General features: G+C 66.7%; 20 protein-coding genes and 1 tRNA gene. 10 read left to right on the top strand and 11 right to left on the bottom strand.

Annotated elements, in window-relative coordinates:
* The first annotated feature begins 138 nt into the window (after window positions 1-138).
* From sfnG to ACQPW1_RS47035, 5 genes are all read left to right on the top strand, one after another.
* Window positions 139-1,254, top strand: coding sequence for a dimethylsulfone monooxygenase SfnG (gene sfnG, locus ACQPW1_RS47055; protein ID WP_433660396.1), 1,116 nt, complete (start codon window positions 139-141; stop codon window positions 1,252-1,254).
* Complete coding sequence (locus ACQPW1_RS47050) at window positions 1,254-2,534, top strand: acyl-CoA dehydrogenase family protein (protein ID WP_433660394.1); 1,281 nt, start codon at window positions 1,254-1,256, stop codon at window positions 2,532-2,534. Before sfnG ends, ACQPW1_RS47050 begins: the two co-directional genes overlap by 1 nt.
* Window positions 2,535-2,579: 45 nt before the next feature.
* Window positions 2,580-3,095: an NADPH-dependent FMN reductase gene (locus ACQPW1_RS47045; RefSeq protein WP_433660392.1), complete on the top strand. Its 516-nt coding sequence runs from the start codon at window positions 2,580-2,582 to the stop codon at window positions 3,093-3,095.
* Window positions 3,088-3,612, top strand: coding sequence for a flavin reductase family protein (locus ACQPW1_RS47040; protein ID WP_433660391.1), 525 nt, complete (start codon window positions 3,088-3,090; stop codon window positions 3,610-3,612). The genes ACQPW1_RS47045 and ACQPW1_RS47040 overlap by 8 nt, the downstream gene beginning before the upstream one ends.
* A 103-nt stretch (window positions 3,613-3,715) precedes the next feature.
* Window positions 3,716-4,843 (top strand): methyltransferase, encoded by a 1,128-nt coding sequence (locus tag ACQPW1_RS47035; protein ID WP_433660390.1) that lies wholly within the window; start codon window positions 3,716-3,718, stop codon window positions 4,841-4,843.
* Between the two features lie 9 nt (window positions 4,844-4,852).
* Here the strand turns inward: ACQPW1_RS47035 and ACQPW1_RS47030 are convergent, their stop codons facing one another.
* From ACQPW1_RS47030 to ACQPW1_RS47010, 5 genes are all read right to left on the bottom strand, one after another.
* Window positions 4,853-6,136 (bottom strand): alpha/beta hydrolase, encoded by a 1,284-nt coding sequence (locus tag ACQPW1_RS47030; RefSeq protein ID WP_433660388.1) that lies wholly within the window; start codon window positions 6,134-6,136, stop codon window positions 4,853-4,855.
* Between the two features lie 281 nt (window positions 6,137-6,417).
* A tRNA-Gly gene (locus ACQPW1_RS47025) sits at window positions 6,418-6,488 on the bottom strand.
* Between the two features lie 147 nt (window positions 6,489-6,635).
* Window positions 6,636-7,814: a serine hydrolase domain-containing protein gene (locus ACQPW1_RS47020; RefSeq protein ID WP_433660386.1), complete on the bottom strand. Its 1,179-nt coding sequence runs from the start codon at window positions 7,812-7,814 to the stop codon at window positions 6,636-6,638.
* A gap of 98 nt (window positions 7,815-7,912) precedes the next feature.
* Window positions 7,913-8,623, bottom strand: a complete 711-nt coding sequence (locus tag ACQPW1_RS47015) for a phosphatase PAP2 family protein (protein WP_433660385.1) — start codon at window positions 8,621-8,623, stop codon at window positions 7,913-7,915.
* Between the two features lie 42 nt (window positions 8,624-8,665).
* Window positions 8,666-9,439, bottom strand: coding sequence for an SDR family NAD(P)-dependent oxidoreductase (locus ACQPW1_RS47010; RefSeq protein WP_433660383.1), 774 nt, complete (start codon window positions 9,437-9,439; stop codon window positions 8,666-8,668).
* Window positions 9,440-9,587: 148 nt separating this feature from the next.
* Between ACQPW1_RS47010 and dcd the strand changes: the two genes are divergently transcribed.
* Complete coding sequence (dcd, locus tag ACQPW1_RS47005; RefSeq protein ID WP_433660381.1) at window positions 9,588-10,187, top strand: dCTP deaminase; 600 nt, start codon at window positions 9,588-9,590, stop codon at window positions 10,185-10,187.
* An 86-nt stretch (window positions 10,188-10,273) separates the two neighbouring features.
* Here the strand turns inward: dcd and ACQPW1_RS47000 are convergent, their stop codons facing one another.
* Together ACQPW1_RS47000 and ACQPW1_RS46995 are read right to left on the bottom strand one after the other, a co-directional pair.
* Window positions 10,274-10,900: a TetR/AcrR family transcriptional regulator gene (locus tag ACQPW1_RS47000; protein WP_433660379.1), complete on the bottom strand. Its 627-nt coding sequence runs from the start codon at window positions 10,898-10,900 to the stop codon at window positions 10,274-10,276.
* A 124-nt stretch (window positions 10,901-11,024) separates the two neighbouring features.
* Window positions 11,025-11,474, bottom strand: a complete 450-nt coding sequence (locus ACQPW1_RS46995) for a hypothetical protein (RefSeq protein WP_433660377.1) — start codon at window positions 11,472-11,474, stop codon at window positions 11,025-11,027.
* A 642-nt stretch (window positions 11,475-12,116) separates the two neighbouring features.
* Between ACQPW1_RS46995 and ACQPW1_RS46990 the strand changes: the two genes are divergently transcribed.
* The 3 genes from ACQPW1_RS46990 (at window position 12,117) to ACQPW1_RS46980 (ending at window position 16,152) form a co-directional block, all read left to right on the top strand.
* The gene (locus ACQPW1_RS46990) at window positions 12,117-13,073 is read left to right on the top strand and encodes an XRE family transcriptional regulator (RefSeq protein WP_433660376.1); all 957 of its coding nucleotides are present in this window, start codon (window positions 12,117-12,119) and stop codon (window positions 13,071-13,073) included.
* Window positions 13,074-13,182: 109 nt separating this feature from the next.
* Entirely contained in the window at window positions 13,183-14,439 is a 1,257-nt protein-coding gene (locus tag ACQPW1_RS46985) for a pyridoxal phosphate-dependent aminotransferase (RefSeq protein ID WP_433660374.1), read from the top strand.
* A gap of 441 nt (window positions 14,440-14,880) precedes the next feature.
* Window positions 14,881-16,152 (top strand): YibE/F family protein, encoded by a 1,272-nt coding sequence (locus ACQPW1_RS46980; protein ID WP_433660373.1) that lies wholly within the window; start codon window positions 14,881-14,883, stop codon window positions 16,150-16,152.
* Between the two features lie 18 nt (window positions 16,153-16,170).
* Here the strand turns inward: ACQPW1_RS46980 and ACQPW1_RS46975 are convergent, their stop codons facing one another.
* Window positions 16,171-17,478, bottom strand: a complete 1,308-nt coding sequence (locus tag ACQPW1_RS46975; RefSeq protein ID WP_433660371.1) for an Hsp70 family protein — start codon at window positions 17,476-17,478, stop codon at window positions 16,171-16,173.
* Between the two features lie 138 nt (window positions 17,479-17,616).
* Window positions 17,617-18,939 carry a UDP-glucose dehydrogenase family protein gene (locus ACQPW1_RS46970; RefSeq protein ID WP_433660370.1) on the bottom strand — a complete coding sequence of 441 codons (1,323 nt, stop codon included), beginning with the start codon at window positions 18,937-18,939 and terminating at the stop codon, window positions 17,617-17,619.
* Window positions 18,940-19,073: 134 nt separating this feature from the next.
* Between ACQPW1_RS46970 and ACQPW1_RS46965 the strand changes: the two genes are divergently transcribed.
* Complete coding sequence (locus ACQPW1_RS46965; RefSeq protein WP_433660368.1) at window positions 19,074-19,610, top strand: YdcF family protein; 537 nt, start codon at window positions 19,074-19,076, stop codon at window positions 19,608-19,610.
* A 6-nt stretch (window positions 19,611-19,616) separates the two neighbouring features.
* On the opposite strand, the gene ACQPW1_RS46960 is transcribed toward ACQPW1_RS46965, so the two are convergent.
* Window positions 19,617-20,561, bottom strand: a complete 945-nt coding sequence (locus tag ACQPW1_RS46960) for a hypothetical protein (protein WP_433660366.1) — start codon at window positions 20,559-20,561, stop codon at window positions 19,617-19,619.
* A 94-nt stretch (window positions 20,562-20,655) separates the two neighbouring features.
* Window positions 20,656-21,888, bottom strand: a complete 1,233-nt coding sequence (locus ACQPW1_RS46955; RefSeq protein WP_433660364.1) for a cytochrome P450 family protein — start codon at window positions 21,886-21,888, stop codon at window positions 20,656-20,658.
* Window positions 21,889-22,141: the final 253 nt, after the last annotated feature.

Below are 22,141 nucleotides of genomic sequence, written 5' to 3'. Positions count from 1 at the left end.
CCAAACACCCGCCTGAGAAACCCGAACAGCCCCAGCACCGCGATCCGATCGCACAGATTCAAACCCTCGTGCCGGTCGGATCGCGGTGCTGGACTGGGACGAGATCGACGGCTACCCCCCGACCCCATGGAGCAAGCTATGACCACGGAGCAGATCGCCGAAGAGATCAAATTCGCCTACTGGGTGCCCAATGTCAGCGGGGGACTGGTCACCAGTGACATCGAACAGCGCACCGGCTGGGACTTCGAGTACAACAAGAAGCTGGCGCAGACCGCCGAGAACAACGGCTTCGACTACGCGTTGTCGCAGGTGCGCTACACCGCCTCGTACGGCGCCGAGTTCCAGCACGAGTCGACGTCGTTCAGTCTCGCGCTACTCGGCGCGACCGAACGACTGAAGGTGATCGCGGCCATTCATCCCGGCCTCTGGCACCCGGCGGTGCTCGCGAAGTTCGGCGCCACCGCCGACCACCTCTCGAACGGCCGCTTCGCCATCAACGTCGTATCCGGTTGGTTCGCGGGCGAATTCACCGCGCTCGGCGAGCCGTGGCTGGAGCACGACGAAAGGTACCGGCGCAGCGCCGAATTCCTCGAGGTGATCCGCAAGATCTGGACCGAGGACGACGTGAACTACGGCGGCGACTTCTACCGGATCCGTGACTTCACGCTGAAGCCGAAGCCGCTCAACACCCCCGAGCGCCCGAATCCTGAACTGTTCCAAGGTGGTAACTCGACGGCCGCCCGCCGCAACGGCGGCCGCTACGCCGACTGGTACTTCTCCAACGGCAAGGACTTCGACGGCGTCACCGAACAGCTCGATGATCTGCGCGGCATCGCCAGGGCCAACAGCCGCGAGGTGAAGTTCGGCCTGAACGGCTTCATCATCGCCCGCGACACCGAGAAGGAAGCCCAGGACACCCTGCGCGAGATCGTCGAGAAGGCGAACAAGCCTGCGGTGGAAGGATTCCGGGACGCGGTGCAGCAGGCAGGCGCGTCCACCAAGGACCGCAAGGGCATGTGGGCCGACTCGTCGTTCGAGGATCTCGTGCAGTACAACGACGGTTTCCGGACCAAGCTGATCGGCACACCGGAGCAGGTGGCCGAGCGCATCGTCGCCTACCGCGAGCTCGGCGTCGACCTGATCCTCGGCGGATTCCTGCACTTCCAGGAGGAAGTCGAGTACTTCGGCGCGAAAGTGCTTCCGCTGGTTCGGGAACTGGAGGCCGCGCGGCGGCCGGTCGCGGCGGTCAGCTGATGACCGCGGTCGCGGCTGATCGAATAACCTCGGCCGCGCAAGCATTTTCGGCAGCGACACACCTCGCCGCGGATTTCGCGCCAGGGGCCGCCGCCCGGGACCGCGGCCGGGTACTGCCGCATCAGGAGGTGGAGCGGCTCGCGGCCAGCGGGCTGCTCGCCATCACCGTGCCCGCCGAGTACGGCGGCGCGGACCTGCCGCCGAGTGCCGTGGCGGAGGTGATCCGGATCCTCGCGACCGCCGATCCGAATATCGCGCAGATTCCGCACAGTCACTTCGTCTACGTGAATCTGGTGCGGCTGGCGGGTTCCGCGGCGCAACGGGAGCGCTACTTCGCGCAGATACTCGACGGCGGGCGGATCGCCAACGCGCAGTCCGAGCGCGGCGGCGCCACCATCGCCGACATCACCACCACACTGCGGCCCGTCGGGCAGCAATTCCGCATCGACGGCCGCAAGTTCTATTGCACCGGTTCACTGTTCGCGAACCTGCTCGCCGTGCTGACCAGGCTCGACGATCCCGACGGCCGCAGCGGCCTGCCGCCTGGGGAGTACATCGCGTACCTGCCCGCCGATTCGCCGGGTGTCCGGATAATCGACGACTGGAACGGCGTCGGCCAGCGCACCACCGGCAGCGGCACCGTCACGTTCGAGGACGTGCTGGTCGAGCGGGACCAGCTGATCGACCGCTCCGCCGCCGTGCACGCGCCCACCGGCTACGGCGCGTTCGCGCAACTGCTGCACGTTGCCATCGACGCGGGCATCGCTCGTGGCGCGCTCACCGCCGCAACAGAATTCGTGCGCACCACGAGCCGCCCCTGGTTCGAAGCAGGCGTCACGGAGGCCATCGATGACCCGCTGCTGATTCAGCGTTTCGGCGAGCTGTCGGTCATGGTCACCGCCGCCGAAGCGACCCTCACCGCGGCGGGCGCGGCCGTCGACGCGGCCACCGGCGCAGGGTCGCAAACACCCCCCGACGGGGGGCTTGCCGGATTCGAGCCAGGTGGCACAGTGGTAGGCAGCGAACAAGAGAATGCCGCCGGTCGGGCATCGCTGGCGGTAGCCGCCGCGAAGGTGCTTGCCGATCGGGCGGCCAACGAGGTGTCCAGCGCGCTGTTCGAAGTGAGCGGAACACGCAGTGCCGCAGCGGACCTCAATCTGCACCACTTCTGGCGCAACGCGCGCACCCATACCCTGCACGATCCGATCCGATGGAAGTACCAGCACCTCGGCCGTGCGCTGTTGCACGGCACCGCGCCACCGTTGCACGGCGTGATCTGACCGGGCTACCGGTCGAAACAGCATGTGATTGAAAAGGATACGAAAGTGACAGTGACGGTCGTAGTAGGCAATCCGAAGCCCGCCTCCCGCACCTTGACGGCGGCCACGCTCGTCGCGAAGGGACTTCGTCCCGAGGTGGAGCCGACCGTGATCGACCTGGTCGATTTCGGTGCCGCGCTGCTCGGCTGGGGCGATCCGGCCGTCGCGGCGGCGGTGCGTACCGTATCCGATTCGGAGCTCGTCGTTTTCGCCAGCCCGACCTTCAAGGCCACCTACACCGGACTGTTGAAACTGTTCCTCGAGCAGTTCGACGGCGGTACCGGATTGGCGGGCGTCCTCAGTGTTCCGGTGATGCTCGGCGCGGGTCCCGTGCACGCACTCGCGCCGGACCTGTTGCTCAAGCCCGTGCTGGTGGAACTCGGCGCGACCGCGGCGCTGCCGGGTCTGTATCTGTCGGACCGCACCTTCCAGGAGGACGGCGTGATCGATCGCTACAGCGAACGATGGCGCTCCGTCGTCCAGGCGCTGGCCGATACCGCGGAGGTGGCGAATCATGCATGAGCTCTTCGAGTTTCCCGCGGACGGCAGTGGCTTGCGCAACGCCTTCGCCAACTTCCCCAGCGGCGTGGTCGCGGTGTGTGCCGAAATCGACGGCACCCCACACGGTCTCGCGGTGAGCACCTTCGTGCCGGTCTCGCTGGATCCGCCGCTGGTGTCGTTCTGTGTACAGAATTCCTCGTCGACCTGGCCCAAGCTGGCCGCCGCCGGCCATCTCGGCCTGAGCCTGCTCGGCACCGATCAGCAGGACGCCGCTCGTTCGCTCGGCGCGCGCAACGGGGACCGGTTCCGCGGTACCGAATTGCACCGTGGCACCGGCGAGGCGATCTTCATCGATGGCGCGTCCGCCTGGATCGAAGGCGTGCCGGAGGCGCATGTGCCCGCGGGTGACCACGCGGTCGTCATCCTGCGGATCCATCGCATCGCCACCCGCACCGACGTCGATCCACTTGTCTTCCACGGCAGTCGATTCCGTCGGTTGCATGCGGAGGCCAGGGAGCGCGGCGATATCGCGAGCTGAACAACCCCTATCGGCCCTGGTCGTGGCGGTTCGCCAGGCGTATGGGAAACTGGAATGCATCTATTCGGAAGGGTCGGTCATGACATTGGGCATGGAGTCACCGATGTCCACGATGACCTGGACCGAAGCCGATACCGTCCGATCCGCCCCCTGGCATTCCGAAAGCGCCACGCCGGTGCCGACCCGGATCATGGTGGCCGACGACCGGATGACCGCCGAGACCGCGTACCGACTGGCCTGCGAAGGCACGGCGCTGCTGTGGCGCGGCGACTACCACAACGCCCGCCAGCTGCTTCAGGCGATGAGCCGCCGCGTCGACCGGAAAGCCCCTGGACCAGGCGATAGTCCGGCGGAGACGTTCCGGTTGCAGCGCCGGGCGCGCAACCATCGTGCGCGTGTGCTCGGCAAACTGGTCGTCCAGCTCGAGGACGATCACGCGCTCGCGCTGCGCCGCGCTCCCGACGTGCGCAAGGCCTGTGACGACGTGTACGGGCCGGCGCACGAGCCCATGCTCATCTCGCTCACCGAGCTGCTCGGCGTGCTCGGCGCGGCGCAGTGGCGGGAGAAGGGTGTGCGGATTCCGTCGCTGGACGCCAGCATCTACCCGCACTACGGCGTGTTCTCCCCGATTCGCGGCGAGTACATCGATCTGGTCGCGCAGACTCCGCTGCCGACGACCGGCCGCGGCGTGCACACCGCCTTCGACCTAGGCACCGGCACCGGCGTGCTGGCCGCCGTGTTGGCCCGCCGCGGCGTCGGCCACATCGTGGCCACCGATGACAGCCCGCGCGCCCTGGCCTGCGCCCGCGAGAACATCGAACGGCTGGACCTCACCTCGTCCGTCGATATCGTCGGCCCCGCTCTCTTTCCGGAAGGCCGTGCCGACCTCATCGTCTGCAACCCGCCGTGGCTACCGGCCCGCCCGACCTCCGCGATCGAGCACGGCGTGTACGACCAGGACAGCGGCATGCTCCGCGGTTTCGTCGCGGGTCTGGCCGCCCATCTCGAGCCGGGCGGCGAAGGGTGGCTCGTCCTGTCCGATCTTGCCGAGCATCTCGGACTGCGTACCCGTGATGACCTGCTCGCGTTGATCGACTCGGCGGGCCTGCGCGTCATCGACAAGTCCGACACCACCCCGCGCCATCCCCGCGCACAGGACGCCACCGATCCGCTGCACGCGGCTCGGGCCGCGGAAGTCACCTCCCTCTGGCGACTGGCCGTTACGTCGTAGCGAGTCCGATCAGGCTGCGGGGCAGCTTGTTCGGGGGATGGTGAGGTTGATCAGGTAGTGGTCGGCGGCCGTGGTCGTGCAGGGGGAGCGGTCGTAGATGCCGTGGCCCCAGCCTTCATAGGTCAGCAGGGTGGCGCGTGGCGTGTTCTTCGCGACGCCCACTGCCCACTCGTGCGGTGTCGCCGGGTCGTGCAGTGAGTTGATGATGAGAACCGGTGGCCCGTCTACGATCTGCGGGCGGTGCGCCGGATTCGGCGGCGTGATCGGCCAGCCGGAGCACATAGCACCTGCGCTCCAGGCGAAGTGGGCGCGCAGCGGTGCGGCGTTGTCGTTCTGTTCGCGCCACAGTTGTGCCCACTGGTCTTGGTCCGCGATGTCGAAACGCCAGTCGGAGCAGAAGATGATCTCCGGCAGCGGCGCCGACCTACCTTGTTGCTGCGACGAGGCGGGCGGCTGCGGGCTACCGGCGGGCTGGTCGGCCCAGGCCCGCAAATCCGTTGCCAGTCCTGACCATTCGGGACGATAGAGCCGTTTGACGATCTGTGTGTTCAGGTCGATCGCTCCGAGCTGTTTGGTTGCGTCGGTGACGTCACGCAGCTCGCCGCGTGCGGCCTTGGCGTACACATCGTCGAAGATCCGGTCGACCGCCGTCCCGTGCAACGCGCACTGCGTATCCCGCGCACACCACGCCGCGAATTCGCCGAAAGTGTCCTTGGCTGCCCGTGCTTGGCTGGCCAGGAACGCTCGACCGTCCAGGCTGTGATCGTCCACGCTGTCCATCAGCATGGCCCGCAAGTGTTTCGGGAACAGCTCCGCATACGACTGCGCGGGCATCGTCCCGTAAGACCGGCTGTAGGTACTGATTTGGTCCTCGCCCAGCGCCACCCGCAGCGCCTCGACATCGCGCGCGACGCTCGCCGCATCGAGGTGATCCATCAGCGGCCCGGTGTATTTCCGGCAGCTCTCCGCGAGATCCCTTGCATACGAATGGACTTCATCGATCCGCCCACCCAGGTCCGGGATCAGGTTCGGCCGATACGTGGCCAGCCCCGCGTCACACAGCACCGGATGGCTCCGCTTCACCCCACGCGGATCGAGGCTGACGATATCGAACCGCGCCCGCAACTCAGCGGAGAACTTTCCCCCTTTGATGATGTCGTCCACCCCCGACGATCCGGGCCCGCCGGGCAACGAAACCAACGTCCCCACCTTCTGCGACGGCTCGCCGGCCCGATCCCGCACCACCGCGACATCGATCTTCTCCCCATCGGGCTGCGCCCAATCGATCGGCACAGTGACTGTGCCACAGTCGAACTCGGCCTTCTCCGGACAGGGCTGCCAACTCAGCGAAGCACTCGGCTTCGCCTCCGACGTGCAAGCGGCCAGCACCCCCGAACAAAGCCCGGCAGCCAGACCCACAACCAAAACACTGCGACGCAACAACATGCCCCAGATAGTCGGCCCACCCATCCCACGCCCACATCCCCCCACCGAGCCACCCCGACTCACCCCCCGGTACTGCGCAACGAAAAAGCCCCGCACCAGGATCCCTGGCCAGGGCTTTTGTCTCGAAGAGCCGATGACGGGAATCGAACCCGCGCTGTCTGCTTGGGAAGCAGAAGTTCTACCATTGAACTACATCGGCAGACCGGTAAAGGTACTTCCGAGACTTTAGCAGAGTCCGCCTACCGGCGAGAAAAGTCCTGGTAGTTGCGTCTGACCTGCGCGAATGCCCGTCACCGTGGCGGGCATCTCTTCGGTCGAGGGTCGCGGTACCGATCCGCGCGTTCGGCTAGTCGAGTGCTTCCTGAAGTGCGGCGATCCAGGGCAGCCAGCGTGGGTCGGGGCCTGCTACGTCGTCCCAGATCATGTTGGTGCAGGTGTAGCCGACCGCGACGCCGGACTCCGGGTGGGCGAAGCTGATTCGGCCGCCGGTGCCGACGTGGCCGAACGATCCGCTGCCGAGCATGGCGTGCGCAGGGCCTTCGATCTCGTAGCCGTTGGCGAAGCGGTGGGTCACCGGCAGGATGTCGAGGGGTGCCGGTCCGCGCAGCCCGTCGGTTTGCGGTTGCCGTGCTCGATCGACGGTCGCCGGTGAGAGTAGCCGGATGCCGTCCACCTCGCCGATCGTCGCCGCGTACATGCGCGCCAGCGAGCGGGCGTTGCCGATCGCGTTGCCCGCCGGGACCTCGGCCGCATGGCCTTCGCGGGTGTTGAGCAAAGCGACCCCGTCCTCCCGGGTCGCCACGGCCGCGAGCAGCGTGCGGATCAATGGCGCGTCGACGTCGATGCCCATCCCGGCCAGCACCGCCGCCACCTGTTCGGGTGTGGGCTGTTGCTTGCGGCTGAACTGCGGAACCACCCGGGGCTCTTCGCTTTCCGGCAACCCGATCCACAGGCTCAACTCGAGCGGCCCGGCGATTTCGGCGGCGAGGAAGTCGCCGACGCCCTTGCCGGAGACCCGCCGGATCAGCTCACCGGCCAGGTAGCCCCAGGTGATCGAGTGGTAGTAGTACGCGGTCCCCGGCTGCCACAGCGGCGTCATCGACGCGAGCGCGGTCGTGCACATCGACCAGTCCGTCAGGTCCTGGGCGCCGATCTCGGCCGCCGGGTCGAAACCGGGCAGGCCGGCTCGGTGCGCCAGTAGTTCGGCCACGGTGATGTCGGCTTTGCCGCCGGCCGCGAACTCCGGCCAGTACTCGCGGACCGGGGCCGACAGCTCGAGCTGTCCCCGCTCGATCAAGATGTGCACGCAGGTCGCGGTCACCCCCTTCGACACCGACATCAGTATCGACAGCGAGTCCCCGTCCCACGCCTTACCGGATATCGGGTTCTGCCCGGCCCAGAGATCGACGACGACGCGGCCATGCCGGTAGACGCACAGCTGCGCGGCACCCTCGTCCTCGGCTTGCGCCTGCGCGAACGCATCCCGAACCGCCTCGAACCCGCGCTCGACCAATCCGTCCACCACTACAACGCCTCCTCGACCAGTTCCGGCGGGGGCACGTCGAAACCGGCGAAACCCCCTCGCCGCCAAGACCTTATTCGACCAGATCGGTATCCGTGCGGCTAGACCGCGTCGCGCAGCTGAGCGGCATCGCGAGGTTGTTCGAGACGGTCCTGTCGTTGGATGAAGTACCGGTAAGCGCTGAAGCACAGGATGACCCAGAGCGCACCGAGGGACCAGCCGCCGAGCACGTCCGTCGGCCAGTGCACGCCGAGGTAGATGCGGGAAAGGCCCACTGCGGCAACGAAGATGGTGGCGGCGATGCCCACGATCCAGCGAGCGGCCGGGCGGCGCAGCCGGGGGATCAGCAGTATGGCGAGGACGCCGATCACGGCGATCGAGCCGAGGCTGTGGCCGGACGGGTAGGCAAAGTTGGTTTTGACGACGAGGTGATCGTGGATAGGCGGGCGGGTCCGGCCGATGAGGTTCTTGCCGCCGTCCACCAGCACCCAGGCACCGAGGCCGGTGGCGGCGATCAGCGCGGCCGCCCGCCGGTACCCACGCCAGCCGAGGACGAGCACGGCCAGTACCGCCAGAATGGTCATCGCGACGGTGCCACCGAGATTGCTGATTGTTTTCGCGAGCGGTGTCAGCACGCCGTTGCGATGCGCGATGGCCCAGTCGGAGATGGGCGCGTCGATCGCGGTGAGTCCGTCTTTCCCGATGACATTGCTGGTCAGTCCGACGACGAAAACGGCCAGAACCGCAGCTGGCACGGCGAGCGGAGGCACCCGGTTCCAGATCCGGCCCGGTGCGGGATTCGTGGTCACCATCCCACGATCCCATCCCGATGCTGAGGATTGGCTGAGGAACGGTCAGAACATGCTGTAGCCGCCGTCGATCAGCAGGGTGTCCCCGGTGTGGTACGAGCTGGCCGGGCTCGCCAGGTACACCGCGACCGACTCGAAGTCGGTGGGCCGTCCCCAGCGCTTGGCGGGGATGCGCGGCTGCACGCGGTCGCGGAACCGGTCCCACCCGAAAATGCCGTCGGTCATGGGTGTTTCGACCCACCCGGGCAGCACCGAGTTGGCGCGGATGCCGTGTTTGCCGAGTTCGACGGCGATGGAGTTCATGATGGCGATCAGCCCGGCCTTGCTTGCCGCATAGGACTGTCCGCGCGGAACACCTTGGCGGGCAGCCAGACTGGCGGTGCCGACGAGGCTGCCGCCGTCGCCCTGGGCGACCATGACCTTCGCGGCCTCGCGCAGCGTGACGAACGCGGCGTCGAGGTTGATCGAGGTGACCCGGCGGAACTCGGCGAGGTCGGTCTCCAGGAACGGCGTGATGCCCTGCGTCACACCGGCATTGGCGAAGCACGAATCGATGCGGCCGAGTTCGTCGGCCGTCCTGGCGATGGCGTCGATCACCTGTTGTTCGTCGCTGACATCGCAGGACAGCGCGAGCACCCGGCCGCCATAGGCGCGCAGGATGTCGGCGGCGTCGGCATTGCGTTCGGCGTTGCGACCGATGACGCACACGTCGGCACCCGCCCGGGCGAGTCCGCGGGCGAAGCCGAGGCCGATGCCGGAATTGCCGCCGGTGACGACGGCCACCTGGCCGGTCAGGTCGAAAAGCGAAGCCTCGGTCATCCGGTCGTTCCCTTCGTCGTGCCCCAGTGCTCGAACGAATGCGAGAATAACGGCCTCGCTGTCTCGTCGCGCGGCGAGCGCGGCCCCGGAACGGCGCTGTCGCTGTGCGCCTGACGAGCACCGACGAGCAGGCGCTACGCTGCTCCGCGTGCTGCTTTCCGATCGTGACATCCGTGCGGAGATCGCCGCTGGGCGTCTCGGCGTCGAGCCGCTCCTGGAGAGCCTGATTCAGCCGTCGAGTATCGACGTGCGGCTGGACGGGATGTTCCGGGTGTTCGACAACTCCCGCTACACCCACATCGATCCCGCGCAACGCCAGGACGAGCTGACCAGCCTGGTCGAGCCCGCCGCGGGCGAGCCGTTCGTGCTGCACCCCGGCGAGTTCGTGCTCGGCTCCACCCTCGAGGTGTGCACGCTGCCCGACGATCTGGCCGGTCGGCTGGAGGGCAAGTCGAGTCTCGGCAGGCTCGGCCTGCTGACGCACTCGACCGCGGGCTTCATCGATCCCGGCTTCAGCGGCCACATCACGCTCGAACTGTCGAATGTGGCCAACCTGCCGATCACCCTGTGGCCCGGCATGAAGATCGGTCAGCTGTGCCTGCTCCGGCTGACCAGCCCGGCCGAACACCCGTACGGCAGTGCCACCACCGGCTCGAAGTATCAAGGGCAGCGTGGGCCGACGCCGTCGAAGTCCTACCTGAACTTCCCGCTGCCCAGCGACGTGGTGGACGCCGCGAAATCGCGGTAGAGCGCGCATCGTCGAAATCGACTGTCACTCGGTCGATTCCGTGACCGACGGAGACTGCGCAACACTGAAGCGGCTACCCGCAAAGGTCATTCGATTCGGACGGAGTCGAGGTAGGCCCGCACCATCGTGGTGAACGCCGCCAACTGGACGCTGTCCCGTTCCGGCGTCGGGAACGCGGCGCGGGTGCTGGCACTGGCGTCGAAGTACTGCAGCACAATCGATCCCACCGTGAGCAACGCCTCGGCCGGCACCCCGGCCGCCAGCGGCAGGGTGACCACATGCGCCACGATGGCCGCCCCGTAGTCGGCGCGGGCGACGGCCAGCTGCGCGGCCAGCGCCGGATCGGTGCGGGCCGCGACGTTCAGTTCGATCCAGACCGCGTTGGTCGGCACGCGCGCGCAGTCGCGCAGCAGTTCGAGTATCGCGCCGAGGTCGGAACCGTCCGGCAGTTCGGCGATCTCGGCGATGAACTGGGCGGTCAATCGCCGCCCCGCCTCCACCGCGGACGCCGCGATCAGGTCGAACAGTGTGTCGAATCGACCGAACAGCCCGCCGTGCGACACACCAGCGCGCTGACAGATCTCCCGCACCGACGTTCGCGGGTAGCCGATGTCGATGATGCACTGAATCGTCGCGTCGATCAGCTTCGCCTCGGTGTCGGCCCGGCGCTCGGCCTGCTGGCGGCGCGACTGCGTGGTCACGTCTCGTGTCATTGACACCTCTCCCGCCGCACGTACCAAAGCACCGGCCCGAGTCCGCCCCGTCGACTGCCAAGAAAGGGGCGGACTCGGCCCGGTCCCGCACCGGGCGGCAACGGGAACCGATCGCGGCGCGTGATCAGTCCCCGCCGCCCGCTCCCACCGCCAGCGCCGTCGTGATGATGACGGATAGCGGTGGCAGCGTGTCGCCGCGTCTCGGCGGGGATACCCAGAAGCACCCTTCCCGGGTCCACCGTCCGAGGCCGGTCGGCAACATCACGGCACTGCCGATGGCGGGAATGCCGATATCGAGACGATTGAGCACCTCCAATACCTGCGTTCCCGGCCTACTGTCCGGCTCGGCGAGGAAACTCCACCGGATCTGCCTGGCCAGCATGGGCCCCCTGGACCCCTGCTGATCCAGTGCGTCCCGCACCTTTTCGGCACGAGCGGTAGGCAAGTGGACTACGCAGACGCGGCCGGTGATCGGCAGCATGACGAAGCCGCCACGCTCGGTCACCGGTAGCCCGAACTCGTGCCGATAGAACGCCACCCAATCGTCAACAGTCCTGAGTTTCTCCACATTCACGGCGAACTCCTTGCCTCCCGTCTCAAGGGTCCCGGTCAGACCGCCGATCCGGTATTGCCCGCACGCCCGCCTTCTGCTGCCTTTCCGCTGCCTCTGCGACCAGCTTCGTTTCGGATCTCTCTGATACCAGCTCTATTTCGTATGTGGCCGTGCCCACAAACCCCTCGTACCCTGGGAAAGAGTTCGTTCGGAAGGGATGACATCGTGGTCCGGCAATGGTCAGGTAAAGAGGCCCGTGCCCTTCGCGATGCCAAGCGCATGAGCATCCGGCAGTTCGCGGCCCACCTCGGGGTACACGAGCGCCTGGTGTCGAAGTGGGAGGCCGGCGGCGTCCGGGTCCATCCACGTCCGATCAATCAAGCCGCTCTCGATACCTCCCTGGCCAGGTCGGACGACGTTGTGCGGGCACGGTTTGCGGCGATGATCGATCAATCGATGGCCGACCGACCGACCCCGCCTGGAATCGATGCGCCCGCCGATGACTCGGCGCGCGTCCAATATTCGAGCGACGCGGACCTTTTGGCTCTCATAGACGCCGGTGCGATGAGAGGCGATGCGTTAGCAGCGATTTCGGAGAGGGATCTGATCATGGCGGCTGCCCATGAGGCCAGCGAGCACGCTGGCCAGGCCGAGAGTTCAAACGTGGGTGTTACCACCTTGGAACAGCTCGACGCTGATGTCACGCGGATCGCGAACGACTACGTGCATGTCCCGCCGGTGCCGATGATGGTCGAGATGCTGCGGGTCCGGCGCCGGGTGTACCGGCTGCTCGAGGGACATCAGCGACCCGTCGACACCAGTCATCTGTACCTGCTGGCGGGCACGCTGTCCGGTCTGCTCGCCAACGCGAGTACCGACCTCGGCTACTACGACTCGGCGGGTGAACAGATCAGAGCGGCCTGGGCCTACTCGGAACTGTGCGGCCACAACGGGTTGCGGGCCTGGACCCGCGGCATGCACGCGCTGATCGAGTACTGGTCGGAGCGGCCGCGGCGGGGCGTGGTGCTCGCGCAGAGCGGGCAGGAGTTCGCCGAGTCCGCGACGGCGAAGGTGCGCCTGCTCAATATCGAGGCCAGGATCTGGTCGAGGCTCGGCAGTCCGGGCGAGGCGGATCGCTGCATCCGCGCCGCCGACGACGCACGCGAGGTGTCCGCGACCGACACGCTGCACGACGAGGTGGGCGGCGTGTTCGGGTTCAACGATGCGAAGGCGCAGTACTACGCGGGCGCCACCTACATCCATCTCGGGCAGGCCGAGGCCGCGTTGACCGCCACCCAGCGGGCCATCGAGCTGTACGCGAGCGGACCCTCGGATCAGCGTTCCTACGGCGCCGAATCGCTGGCCCGGGTCGATTGCGCCGCCGCGCACCTGATCAACGGCAGCCTCGATGGGGCCGCCGAGGCGCTGCGGCCGGTACTCGGTCTCGCCGAGGACAAGCGACTCGCGCAGTTGGAGGAACGGCTGACCGGGGTGCGCAGGCGGATCGCGGGCCCGGACTTCCGGGACGCGGTCGAGGCGCGCTTCCTGGACGAGCGAATCGAAGAATTCTGTGGGACCACGGCCGCGAAAGGGATACCACCTGGCAACCCGCCTTCCTGAGGTCCTCGTCACATCGCTGGAAGCCGCGGCGGACGCACTCGCGTCGTCCCAGTGAAATACGGGCAATTCATGACAAGCGGGGCTATATCCGTTTGCGATGGATGGCACCATGGGACGGGTGAGCCCAAGTCATCTACCGCATCGCCCGCCGCGCGTTCTGGAGCAGTCCACGAAGCTGCAGAACGTGGTCTACGAGATTCGTGGACCGGTGCACGCGCAGGCAGCACGGCTGGAGGCCGAGGGGCATCGGATCCTCAAGCTCAATATCGGCAACCCCGCCCCGTTCGGGTTCGAGGCGCCCGACGTGATCATGCGCGACATCATCGCGGCGCTGCCGTATGCCCAGGGCTACTCCGAATCCAAGGGCATCCTGTCCGCCCGCCGCGCGATCGTCACCCGGTACGAGCTGGTGCCCGGTTTCCCGGAACTGGACGTGGACAGCGTCTACCTGGGCAACGGTGTCTCCGAGCTGATCACCATCACCATGCAGGCGCTGCTCGACAACGGCGACGAGGTGCTGATCCCGGCGCCCGACTACCCGCTGTGGACCGCGATGACCAGCCTGGCCGGTGGCACGCCGGTGCATTATCTGTGCGACGAGTCCAGCGGCTGGCAGCCCGACATCGCCGATATCGAATCGAAGATCACCGACAAGACCAAGGCTCTTTTGGTGATCAATCCGAATAACCCGACCGGCGCCGTATATTCTGCGGAAATTCTCCAGCAACTCGCCGATATTGCGCGCAAGCATCAGTTGCTGCTGTTGGCCGACGAGATCTACGACAAGATCCTCTACGACGATGCCAAGCACATTTCGCTGGCCTCGGTCGCGCCGGATCTGCTGTGCCTCACGTTCAACGGTCTGTCCAAGGCGTATCGGGTGGCGGGTTACCGCGCGGGCTGGCTCGCCATCACCGGGCCGAAGGAGCACGCGTCCGGTTTGCTAGAGGGCATCGACCTGCTCGCCTCGTCCAGGCTGTGCCCGAATGTGCCTGCGCAGCATGCGATTCAGGTCGCGCTCGGCGGGCATCAGAGCATCGAGGATCTGATCCTGCCCGGCGGCCGGCTGTTGGAGCAGCGGGATGTCGCGTGGGAGCGGCTGAACATGATTCCCGGTGTGTCCTGCGTGAAGCCGAAGGGCGCGCTGTACGCGTTCCCCAAGCTGGATCCGAATGTGCATGAGATCCATGACGATTCGAAGCTGATCCTGGATCTGCTGCTGCAGGAGAAGATCCTGATGGTGCAAGGCACCGGCTTCAACTGGCCGGACCATGATCACCTGCGGATCGTCACGCTGCCGTGGGCCAGGGACCTCGCGGTGGCCATCGAGCGGTTCGGCAACTTCCTGTCGAACTATCGGCAATAGGCCGCGCAAACCATCCCGGCGCCCGAGTCGCCCCGCTTCTAGCGCTTAAACCGACCGAATGTATGGATATAAGCGAAGTTTGGAGACTAGCTAGCGCATTAGAAGTACTTTTGTGTACAGTAGGACTCGGCACTTTCGAGTGCCCGGCCGGGTTGCCTACCCCCCTGGGTTAACCCGGTCTCGGGTTCGGCCGCCTACCCCCCTGGGCCGCCGGCCTGTGGGCGGCGGAGACATCCCCCTGCTCTCCGCCGCCCCCTCCGAGACCGTCTGCCCGGTCTCGGATGCTGACTCCGGTTCGATCTTTCCGGTCGCCGCGCCGCTTTTGAAAATGAAATCCTTTAAGCTCGGCTGCGGGCAGCCGACTCGGGCTGAACGGCCGTTCCTGCCCGCTGGGTAACCACCCAGCGCATACGACGGACAGGGTAGGAGCCCCGCGCAGTCATGACCGAGCATCACCATCACCACGACCACTCCGGTCCGATCGCGATCGGTGACACCGCCGCCCGCGTTGTCGTCGGGTTGCTCACCGTCATCGGCGCTCTCGTGCTACTCGGCGCCGTCCTGCTATGGCCCAGCAACCAGCACATCGACATTCCGCTGCCGATGCAGAACGCGGGCGGCGGCGCGGTGCAGACCGAGGCGGGCACGGTGGTCATGCAGGACATCGGGCCGTGCGGCAGCGCGTCGATCGGCAAGGTGTTCGTGGACAAGCCGGACACACCGCGCAACAACTCCTACACCTGCCAGCGCAGCCTGATCGACATCGAGTCCGGGCCGCACAAGGGCAACAAGACGCTGCTCGAAATCCCGCCTGGCCCAGGACAACCCGATCTGCACGCTGGCGACAAGTTGCGGTTGGTGCGGCAGACCGATCCCAGCGGCACCCCGATGTATTCGTTCGAGGACTACTCGCGCGGTCTGCCGTTGATGCTGATCGTGGCCGCCTTCGTGGTGGTGATCGTGGTGGTCGCGCGCTGGCGCGGGTTGCGCGCACTGCTCGGGTTGGTGTTCGCCTTCGCCGTGCTGGTGATGTTCCTGCTGCCCGCGCTACTGGACGGCAAACCCGCGATTCCGGTCGCGCTGGTCGCGGGCGCGCTGATCCTCTACGCCGTGCTGTATCTCGCGCACGGGGTGAACCTGCGCACCAGCTCGGCGCTGCTCGGCACGCTGACCTCGATGCTGGTCGCGGCGCTGCTGTCCTGGGTCGCCATCAAGATGACGCACCTCACCGGGCTCTCCGAGGAACAGAACACCAACGTCGCCACCTATATCGAGCACGTCAGCATCACCGGGCTGCTGCTCGCCGGGTTCATCATCGGCTCGCTCGGTGTGCTCAACGACGTCACCATCACGCAGGCGTCGGCCGCGTTCGAACTGGCCGCGATCGACGAGTCGGCCACTCGGCGTGAGGTTTTCACGGCGGCCATGCGCGTCGGGCGCGACCACATCGCCAGCACCGTGTACACCCTGGTGCTCGCCTACGCCGGTGGCGCGCTGCCACTGCTGATGTTGTTCAGCGTCGCGGGCCGATCCATTCGGGACGTGCTGACCGGTGACGCGGTCGCCATCGAGATCGCCCGTTCGTCCGTCGGCGGTATCGCGCTGGCCCTGTCGGTGCCGTTGACCACGGCCATCGCGGTGATTCTCGCCAAGCCGTTCGGCAGGCGGGAGCAGGTCGAGCCGCCGCGTCGAGCCCGGCACGCACGCAACTGATCCCGCTGCCGAGGCGAGCTAGCGCGGGGGAGGCGGCGGGAAGGGGAACACCTCGGGCGGGATGGTCGGCACCACGATGGGCGGAAGACCGGGCACGACAATGGTGTTCGGGCCGGGCGCGGGCGGCGGCGGGGGTTCGGTGGTGACGCCGCGGCGCGGCGGTGGTGCGGCGATCGACTCCGCGGGCGTCTCGGTCGGCGTGGCGGGTGCGACCGCGATCTGCGGGTCGAGAGTGGTGGTGCGCGGCGCGGTGGTGGTCGGCGCCGACGGCGAGCCCTCGCTGTGTGAATCACGTTGCAGCACTTGCGGGCCGTAGCCGAGGCCGAGCCCGATCGCGGCGACCACCGCGAGGGCGCTGACGGTCAGCACCGCGCCGCTGATCTCCCGCTTGCGGCGCTTGGGCGGGGTCGATAACCAGGCGGGAGATAACTCGGCGTCGAGGGCCGCGGCGGCGACCACGGGCTCCGGCATGACCGGCCGGGCCAGCAGTGCGGCACCGCGGGCGACGACCGTCTCCGGGCTTTCCGGCACGATCACCGGAACACCCATCCAGCGTTCGAGGACCCTGGCCACCAGCGGGATCCGGGCGCAGCCGCCGATGGCGAGCACGCCGTGCACCGGACGATCGGAGCGGGTGATCACGTCGCGCGCCATCCGCGCCGACGATTCGATCGCCAGCATGATCAGCGACTCGAAGTTCTCCTGCGCCAGCAACACCAGGCCCTGTTCGCTGGGCAGCGCGACCGCGGTGTTGCTGGACAGCTGCTCCTTGGCCTCGCGGCACAGTCCGTCCAGCGCGGCGAGACCGGCGTCGTCCGGCGGATGCGCGATCCGGCCGGAGGCGATCTGCTGTTCGCGGATCAGCGAGTCGAGGTAGTCGCCGCTGATATCGCTGGTGCGTTCGCTGTAGCGCACCTCGCGCGACTGGGTGTCGACCACGCTGACGGTGAGCCCGGAGCTGCCGAGGTCGTACACGACCAGCGAGGAGATGCCCCGGATATCGCCGGTGGACTGGGCGAATTCGAGCGCGGCGACGACTTCGGGGACGAGTTCGTAGTTGGTCAGCTGCTGGCGCGCCATGGCCGCGCGTACCGCGCGCGCGTGCTGCTCGCTGCGGTACGCGATGGCGGTGGCGGCGATGCCGGGCGTGGTTTCGAGGGTGACGCCGATCGCCTCGGCGGCCAGTTCTTCCACGGTCTGCTCGGCCACCGGAATGGTCTGCAGATCGAACGAGTGCGCCTCGACGTGGCCGTGGGGGTTCGCGGTGTGTGGTCGCGCCATACGGACAGCGCCGGCCCCCACCGAAACTCCCAGTACCGAACTCATCAGCTGCCCATCTCGTTCACACTTCACGACATGCGAGCCAGCGCGAAGGCCCGCTCCCCGGACCATACCGTCGACGAGCGCCTGTGCATACGGCAGGACTATTCGTCCGGCCGTAGACCCCGCCTTCGCGACGCCACTCTACGGCGTGCCGAGTCCCGCGTACACCCATCCGGCGGCTCGCCAGTTGGCACGATTGAGACAATTCCGTCCGTCGATGATCGACTTTGTCCGAACTACCCGATTCAGATCCCCCGGTCGCAGTGCGGTGAACTCGTCCCATTCGGTGAGCACCAACACAACGTCGGCTCGCTCACACGCCTCCTTCACCGAGGTCGCGTAGTTCAAAGTCGGGAACACCCGGCGCGAATTCTCCAGCGCCTTAGGGTCATACACCGTTACCACCGCGCCGTGCAACTGGATCATTCCGGCCACATTGAGCGCGGGCGAATCGCGAACATCGTCGGATTCCGGTTTGAACGCGGCGCCGAGCACCGCGACATTCGCGCCGAGCAGTGAACCACCGCAGGCGCGCGCCGCCATGTCGACCACTTTGGTGCGGCGGCGCATGTTGATGTTGTCGACCTCGCGCAGGAATGCCACCGCGTGGTCGGCGCCGAGTTCGCCGGAGCGCGCCATGAAGGCCCGAATATCCTTCGGCAGGCAGCCACCGCCGAAACCCAGTCCGGCATTGAGGAATCGGCGGCCGATGCGGGCGTCGTAGCCGAGTGCGTCGGCCAGCATGGTCACATCGGCGCCGGTCGCCTCGCACACTTCCGATACCGCATTGATAAACGAAATCTTTGTTGCCAGAAAGGCATTCGCCGACACTTTGACCAATTCTGCTGTGGCCAAATCGGTCAGCAAGAACGGCACGTCGTCGGCGATCAGGTCCGCGTAGATCTCGCGCACCAGGTTCTCGACCCAGCCCGCGGCGGCGCGGTCCCGATCCACCCCCAGCACAAGGCGATCCGGGCGCAGCGTGTCCTTCACCGCGAAGCCCTCGCGCAGGAACTCCGGGTTCCAGGCCACCTCGACGTCGGTCGAGGTGAGCTCGCGGGCCCTGATGCCGAGCGCCGCGGCGGTGCCGACCGGCACTGTCGACTTGCCGATGATCACCGACGGACGCTCCAGCATCGGCGCCAGCGTGTCGACCACGGCGTGCACATACTTCAGGTCGGCGGCGTACTCGCCCTTCTTCTGCGGCGTGCCCACCCCGAGGAAATGCACGTCGGCGTGTGCCGCCGCTTCCGCGTAGGAGGTGGTGAATCGCAGCCTGCCGGTGTCGAGGTTGCGCCGGAGCACATCTTCCAACCCGGGTTCGTAGAACGGCACCACGCCATCGGACAGCTTCGCGACCTTGCCCGGGTCGACATCCACCCCGATCACGTCGTGCCCCAGCTCGGCCATGCACGCTGCGTGCGTGGCCCCGAGGTACCCGGTTCCGAAGACTGTGCATCGCATGATCGATTGATAAGCCCTGCCGGTGGCCACGCCACGTCACCGAGGCAAGGGTCACGGCAACGGTAGGTGTACATGTGGCGACATACCTCGGGCTGGACGCCCTGACCTGGGCAGACGCCGCTAGCATCGATCGGATGCGACGTCGCCGTTTGGTCAGGATCGGGCTGGTCCTCGTCGCCGTCGTCGCGGTCACTGTGACTGCCCTGCGGCCCGTTTACGTGCGTCCGCGCACCGATGCCCCGGCCCCCGCCGATGCCATTCTCGTGCTCGGCGGCGCCCATGACGGTCGTGAACAGTTGGCACTGCGCCTGGCGCACGAAGGTCTGGCGCCGCGGGTTCTCGTCTCGAACCCCTACGAACACAGCGCCATGATCAATCGAATCTGCCACGGCGGCTACAGCTTCGAGGTGGTGTGCTTCGACCCGTCGCCGCGCACCACCCGGGGCGAAGGCCGCGAACTCGCCAGTTTGGCTCGCGCCGGTGGCTGGCACCGGGTCATCGTCGTCACCTTCACGCCGCACATCTCCCGAGCTCGCTACATTCTCGGAAAGTGTTGGGCTGGTGAGCTTCTCTTCGCCGATCCGGCACCGCGGCTCTCCGTGGCGCGCTGGGCTTATGACTACATCTATCAATCCGCCGGGTACGTCAAGGCCCTGTTCGAAGGGTGCTAGCCGCTTTCACATCAGGGGTGTGCCGTTCTGCTTCAGGATGCGAATTCCGTCGGGTTCGATCAGCAGTAGCGTCGGGACCAGGTCTTCCTCGACGTGGTCGGCGGCGAACACCATCTGCTCGAGGTCGTCGACCCAGCTCGAGTCCGCGCGCACCACATGCAGTTTGTCGTGGCAGGAGATCCCGGCTACGAAGCGATCACCGCTGAGGTGCTCGGCCAGTCGGTCGTGGAAGTTCGGCGTTGCGATCGCGGCGGCGGGCATGAAGGTCGTCGTCTGCCCTTCGAAGGAGAGCAGCTGATTGGTTCCCTCCGCGTCCGCGCCGACGCCGATTCGGAGGCGGTCCCAAAGGTTCGAAAAGGCCTCCGCCAGTTCTTCATCGAAGTCGACCGCGCCGCTGTCGACGTGGTTCTGCAACACCCAGCTCATGCTCAACGTGCCGCGTGGGGTCGGGGCGACCCGGGCGGCCAGCAGATACAACTGGTTGGGGATCAGCTCTCGCGAGGCGGACATCGGTGGCGGCAGCTGGACCATGCGCAGCATCGGAATCAGCACCGGCGCAGCGGCTTCCGGGTCGTCCTGCGCCGTGAAGTTCGAGAGCAGGTTCTGGGTGGTTGCCCTGCTCATCACTACCGCGCGCACCTCTGCGGCGTGCTCGAGTGCCGCGGGCCAGTCGCCGGGCTCCGGCCGCTCGAAAATGAACGTCACCCCGCCGAGATTCGGAAAGTTCTGCTGCATGAACTCTTGGTCGGCCGCCGACGGCGCCCACTCCGCATGGATCTCCAGCACGTTCTCGGCGGGCATCCGTCGCTGCCGGAACACCTTTCCCCACGCCTGCTCGATGCCGTCGTCGATTTCGGCCGGAACGTCGATCAGTGCGGGCTCATCGAGCCCCGTGATCACAAACCCCACCACATTCAGATCGTCGCCGCTGCCGACTCTATTGCTGCTCATCGATTCCCTCTCGCGTTCGAACCGCACCAATCTAGGTGCTCCGAACTATCACCGCCACAACAAATTCGGCGGCTTTCGGTCACGACGATGCAGGTCAAGGGTTTGGCGTGGGCGCCAAGCGGACGGGTAGTCGCTGCAATCGGCGGAATACGACGCTCTGCCGCCAGGAGAGCTTTTCGCGCGGCTCGGCGAGGGTGAGATTCGGGTAGCGCTCGAAGAGTTGGGTGAGGGCGATTCGGGCCTCGGTGCGTGCGAGGCGGGCGCCGAGGCAATAGTGGATGCCGTGGCCGAAGGCCAAGTGCCGATTCGGTTTCCGATCGGGGTCGAACTCGGCGGGGTCTTTGATGACGGCCGGGTCGTGATTGGCCGCGAGCAGCGAGACCAGGATCCAATCACCGCGGTGGATGCGCTGGTCGGCGAGGTCGAAATCGGATTTCGCCTCGCGGAGGGTGGTGACGGGAACCGGTGGGTCGGCGCGCAGGGTCTCGTCGATGACTGAGCCGATCCGGTCCGGGTCGAGTCGAATACGTTCACGCTCGACCGGATTGGTGAGCAGCTCCAGCGTCGTGTTGATGATCAGGTTGGACGTTGTCTCGTGGCCCGCGATCAGCAGCAGCGCGACAGTCGATATCGACTGTGACACGTCGAGTACGCCGTTGCGGTGCTGCGCGGCAATGGCCGTGAGCAAATCGTCGCGTGGCCGAAATCGGCGAAGTGCGAGGTAAGGCAGGATCAGCCGCATGAAATCGGTTGCCGCGCCACGCTGCTCGATCGGCGAGGCAACGATGAGATCGCTCAGCACGCTGCTCGCATGCCCGATACGCCGCAGGTGTCGCCTCGGCAATCCGAGAATGTCGCAGATGATGCCCACCGGCAGCGGAAACGCGAAGTCCTGCACCAGATCCACCGGCCGAGCAGGATCCATCGCATCGATCAACTGAGCGGTGAATTCCTCGATCCGCGGTGTGATTTCGGCGGTAGCGGCCGGGGTGAACCGTTCGGCTACCGCAGCGCGCAGCACGGCGTGCTCAGGAGGGTCGGCGCCGAGCATATGGCTGTTCAGCGCCCGCGTAGCGGCATTCTGAATCTTGGCAGCAACCGAGTCCGGATCGATAGGACTGGTGGCCCCGAGCATGGCGCTGGGACTCTTACCGACCTCAGGGTGCGCGAGCACCGTCCGCGCCAGCTCATAACTGGTCACCAGCCACCCCTGCGTGCCAGAAGGCGAGGTAAACCGGTTGATAGGCCCGTCATCCGCCAACTCCGCCGCCGCCCGATGCGGGTCTGCGAAATACGCCTCATCGAACGTCACGAGCCTGGGTTGCACTTCGCCATGCTATCCAAGGCTGCCATGGTGTTATCCAAAATCGCTGTTCTGCAAGAGGTTCCACGCCGGGGATGACCCAAAGCCGCCAGATGAAGCCGGAGAGATGCGGCCGTGGCGGTAGTGGCGTTTCACGGTTTGTCGGGCAATCGATCGACATCGCGCGCGGGGGTTCGGCAGTAGGTTTGCCTCCCACCCACTACAGGGAGCAGGAACGACATGATGTCGTGTCGACCGCAACATTCGAAATCCTATG

The sequence above is a fragment of the Nocardia sp. CA-128927 genome (genome assembly GCF_050955855.1).
GTDB lineage: Bacteria > Actinomycetota > Actinomycetes > Mycobacteriales > Mycobacteriaceae > Nocardia.
The sequence above is the reverse complement of the archived record's forward strand: the minus strand, read 5'-3'. Positions and strand labels throughout refer to the sequence as shown.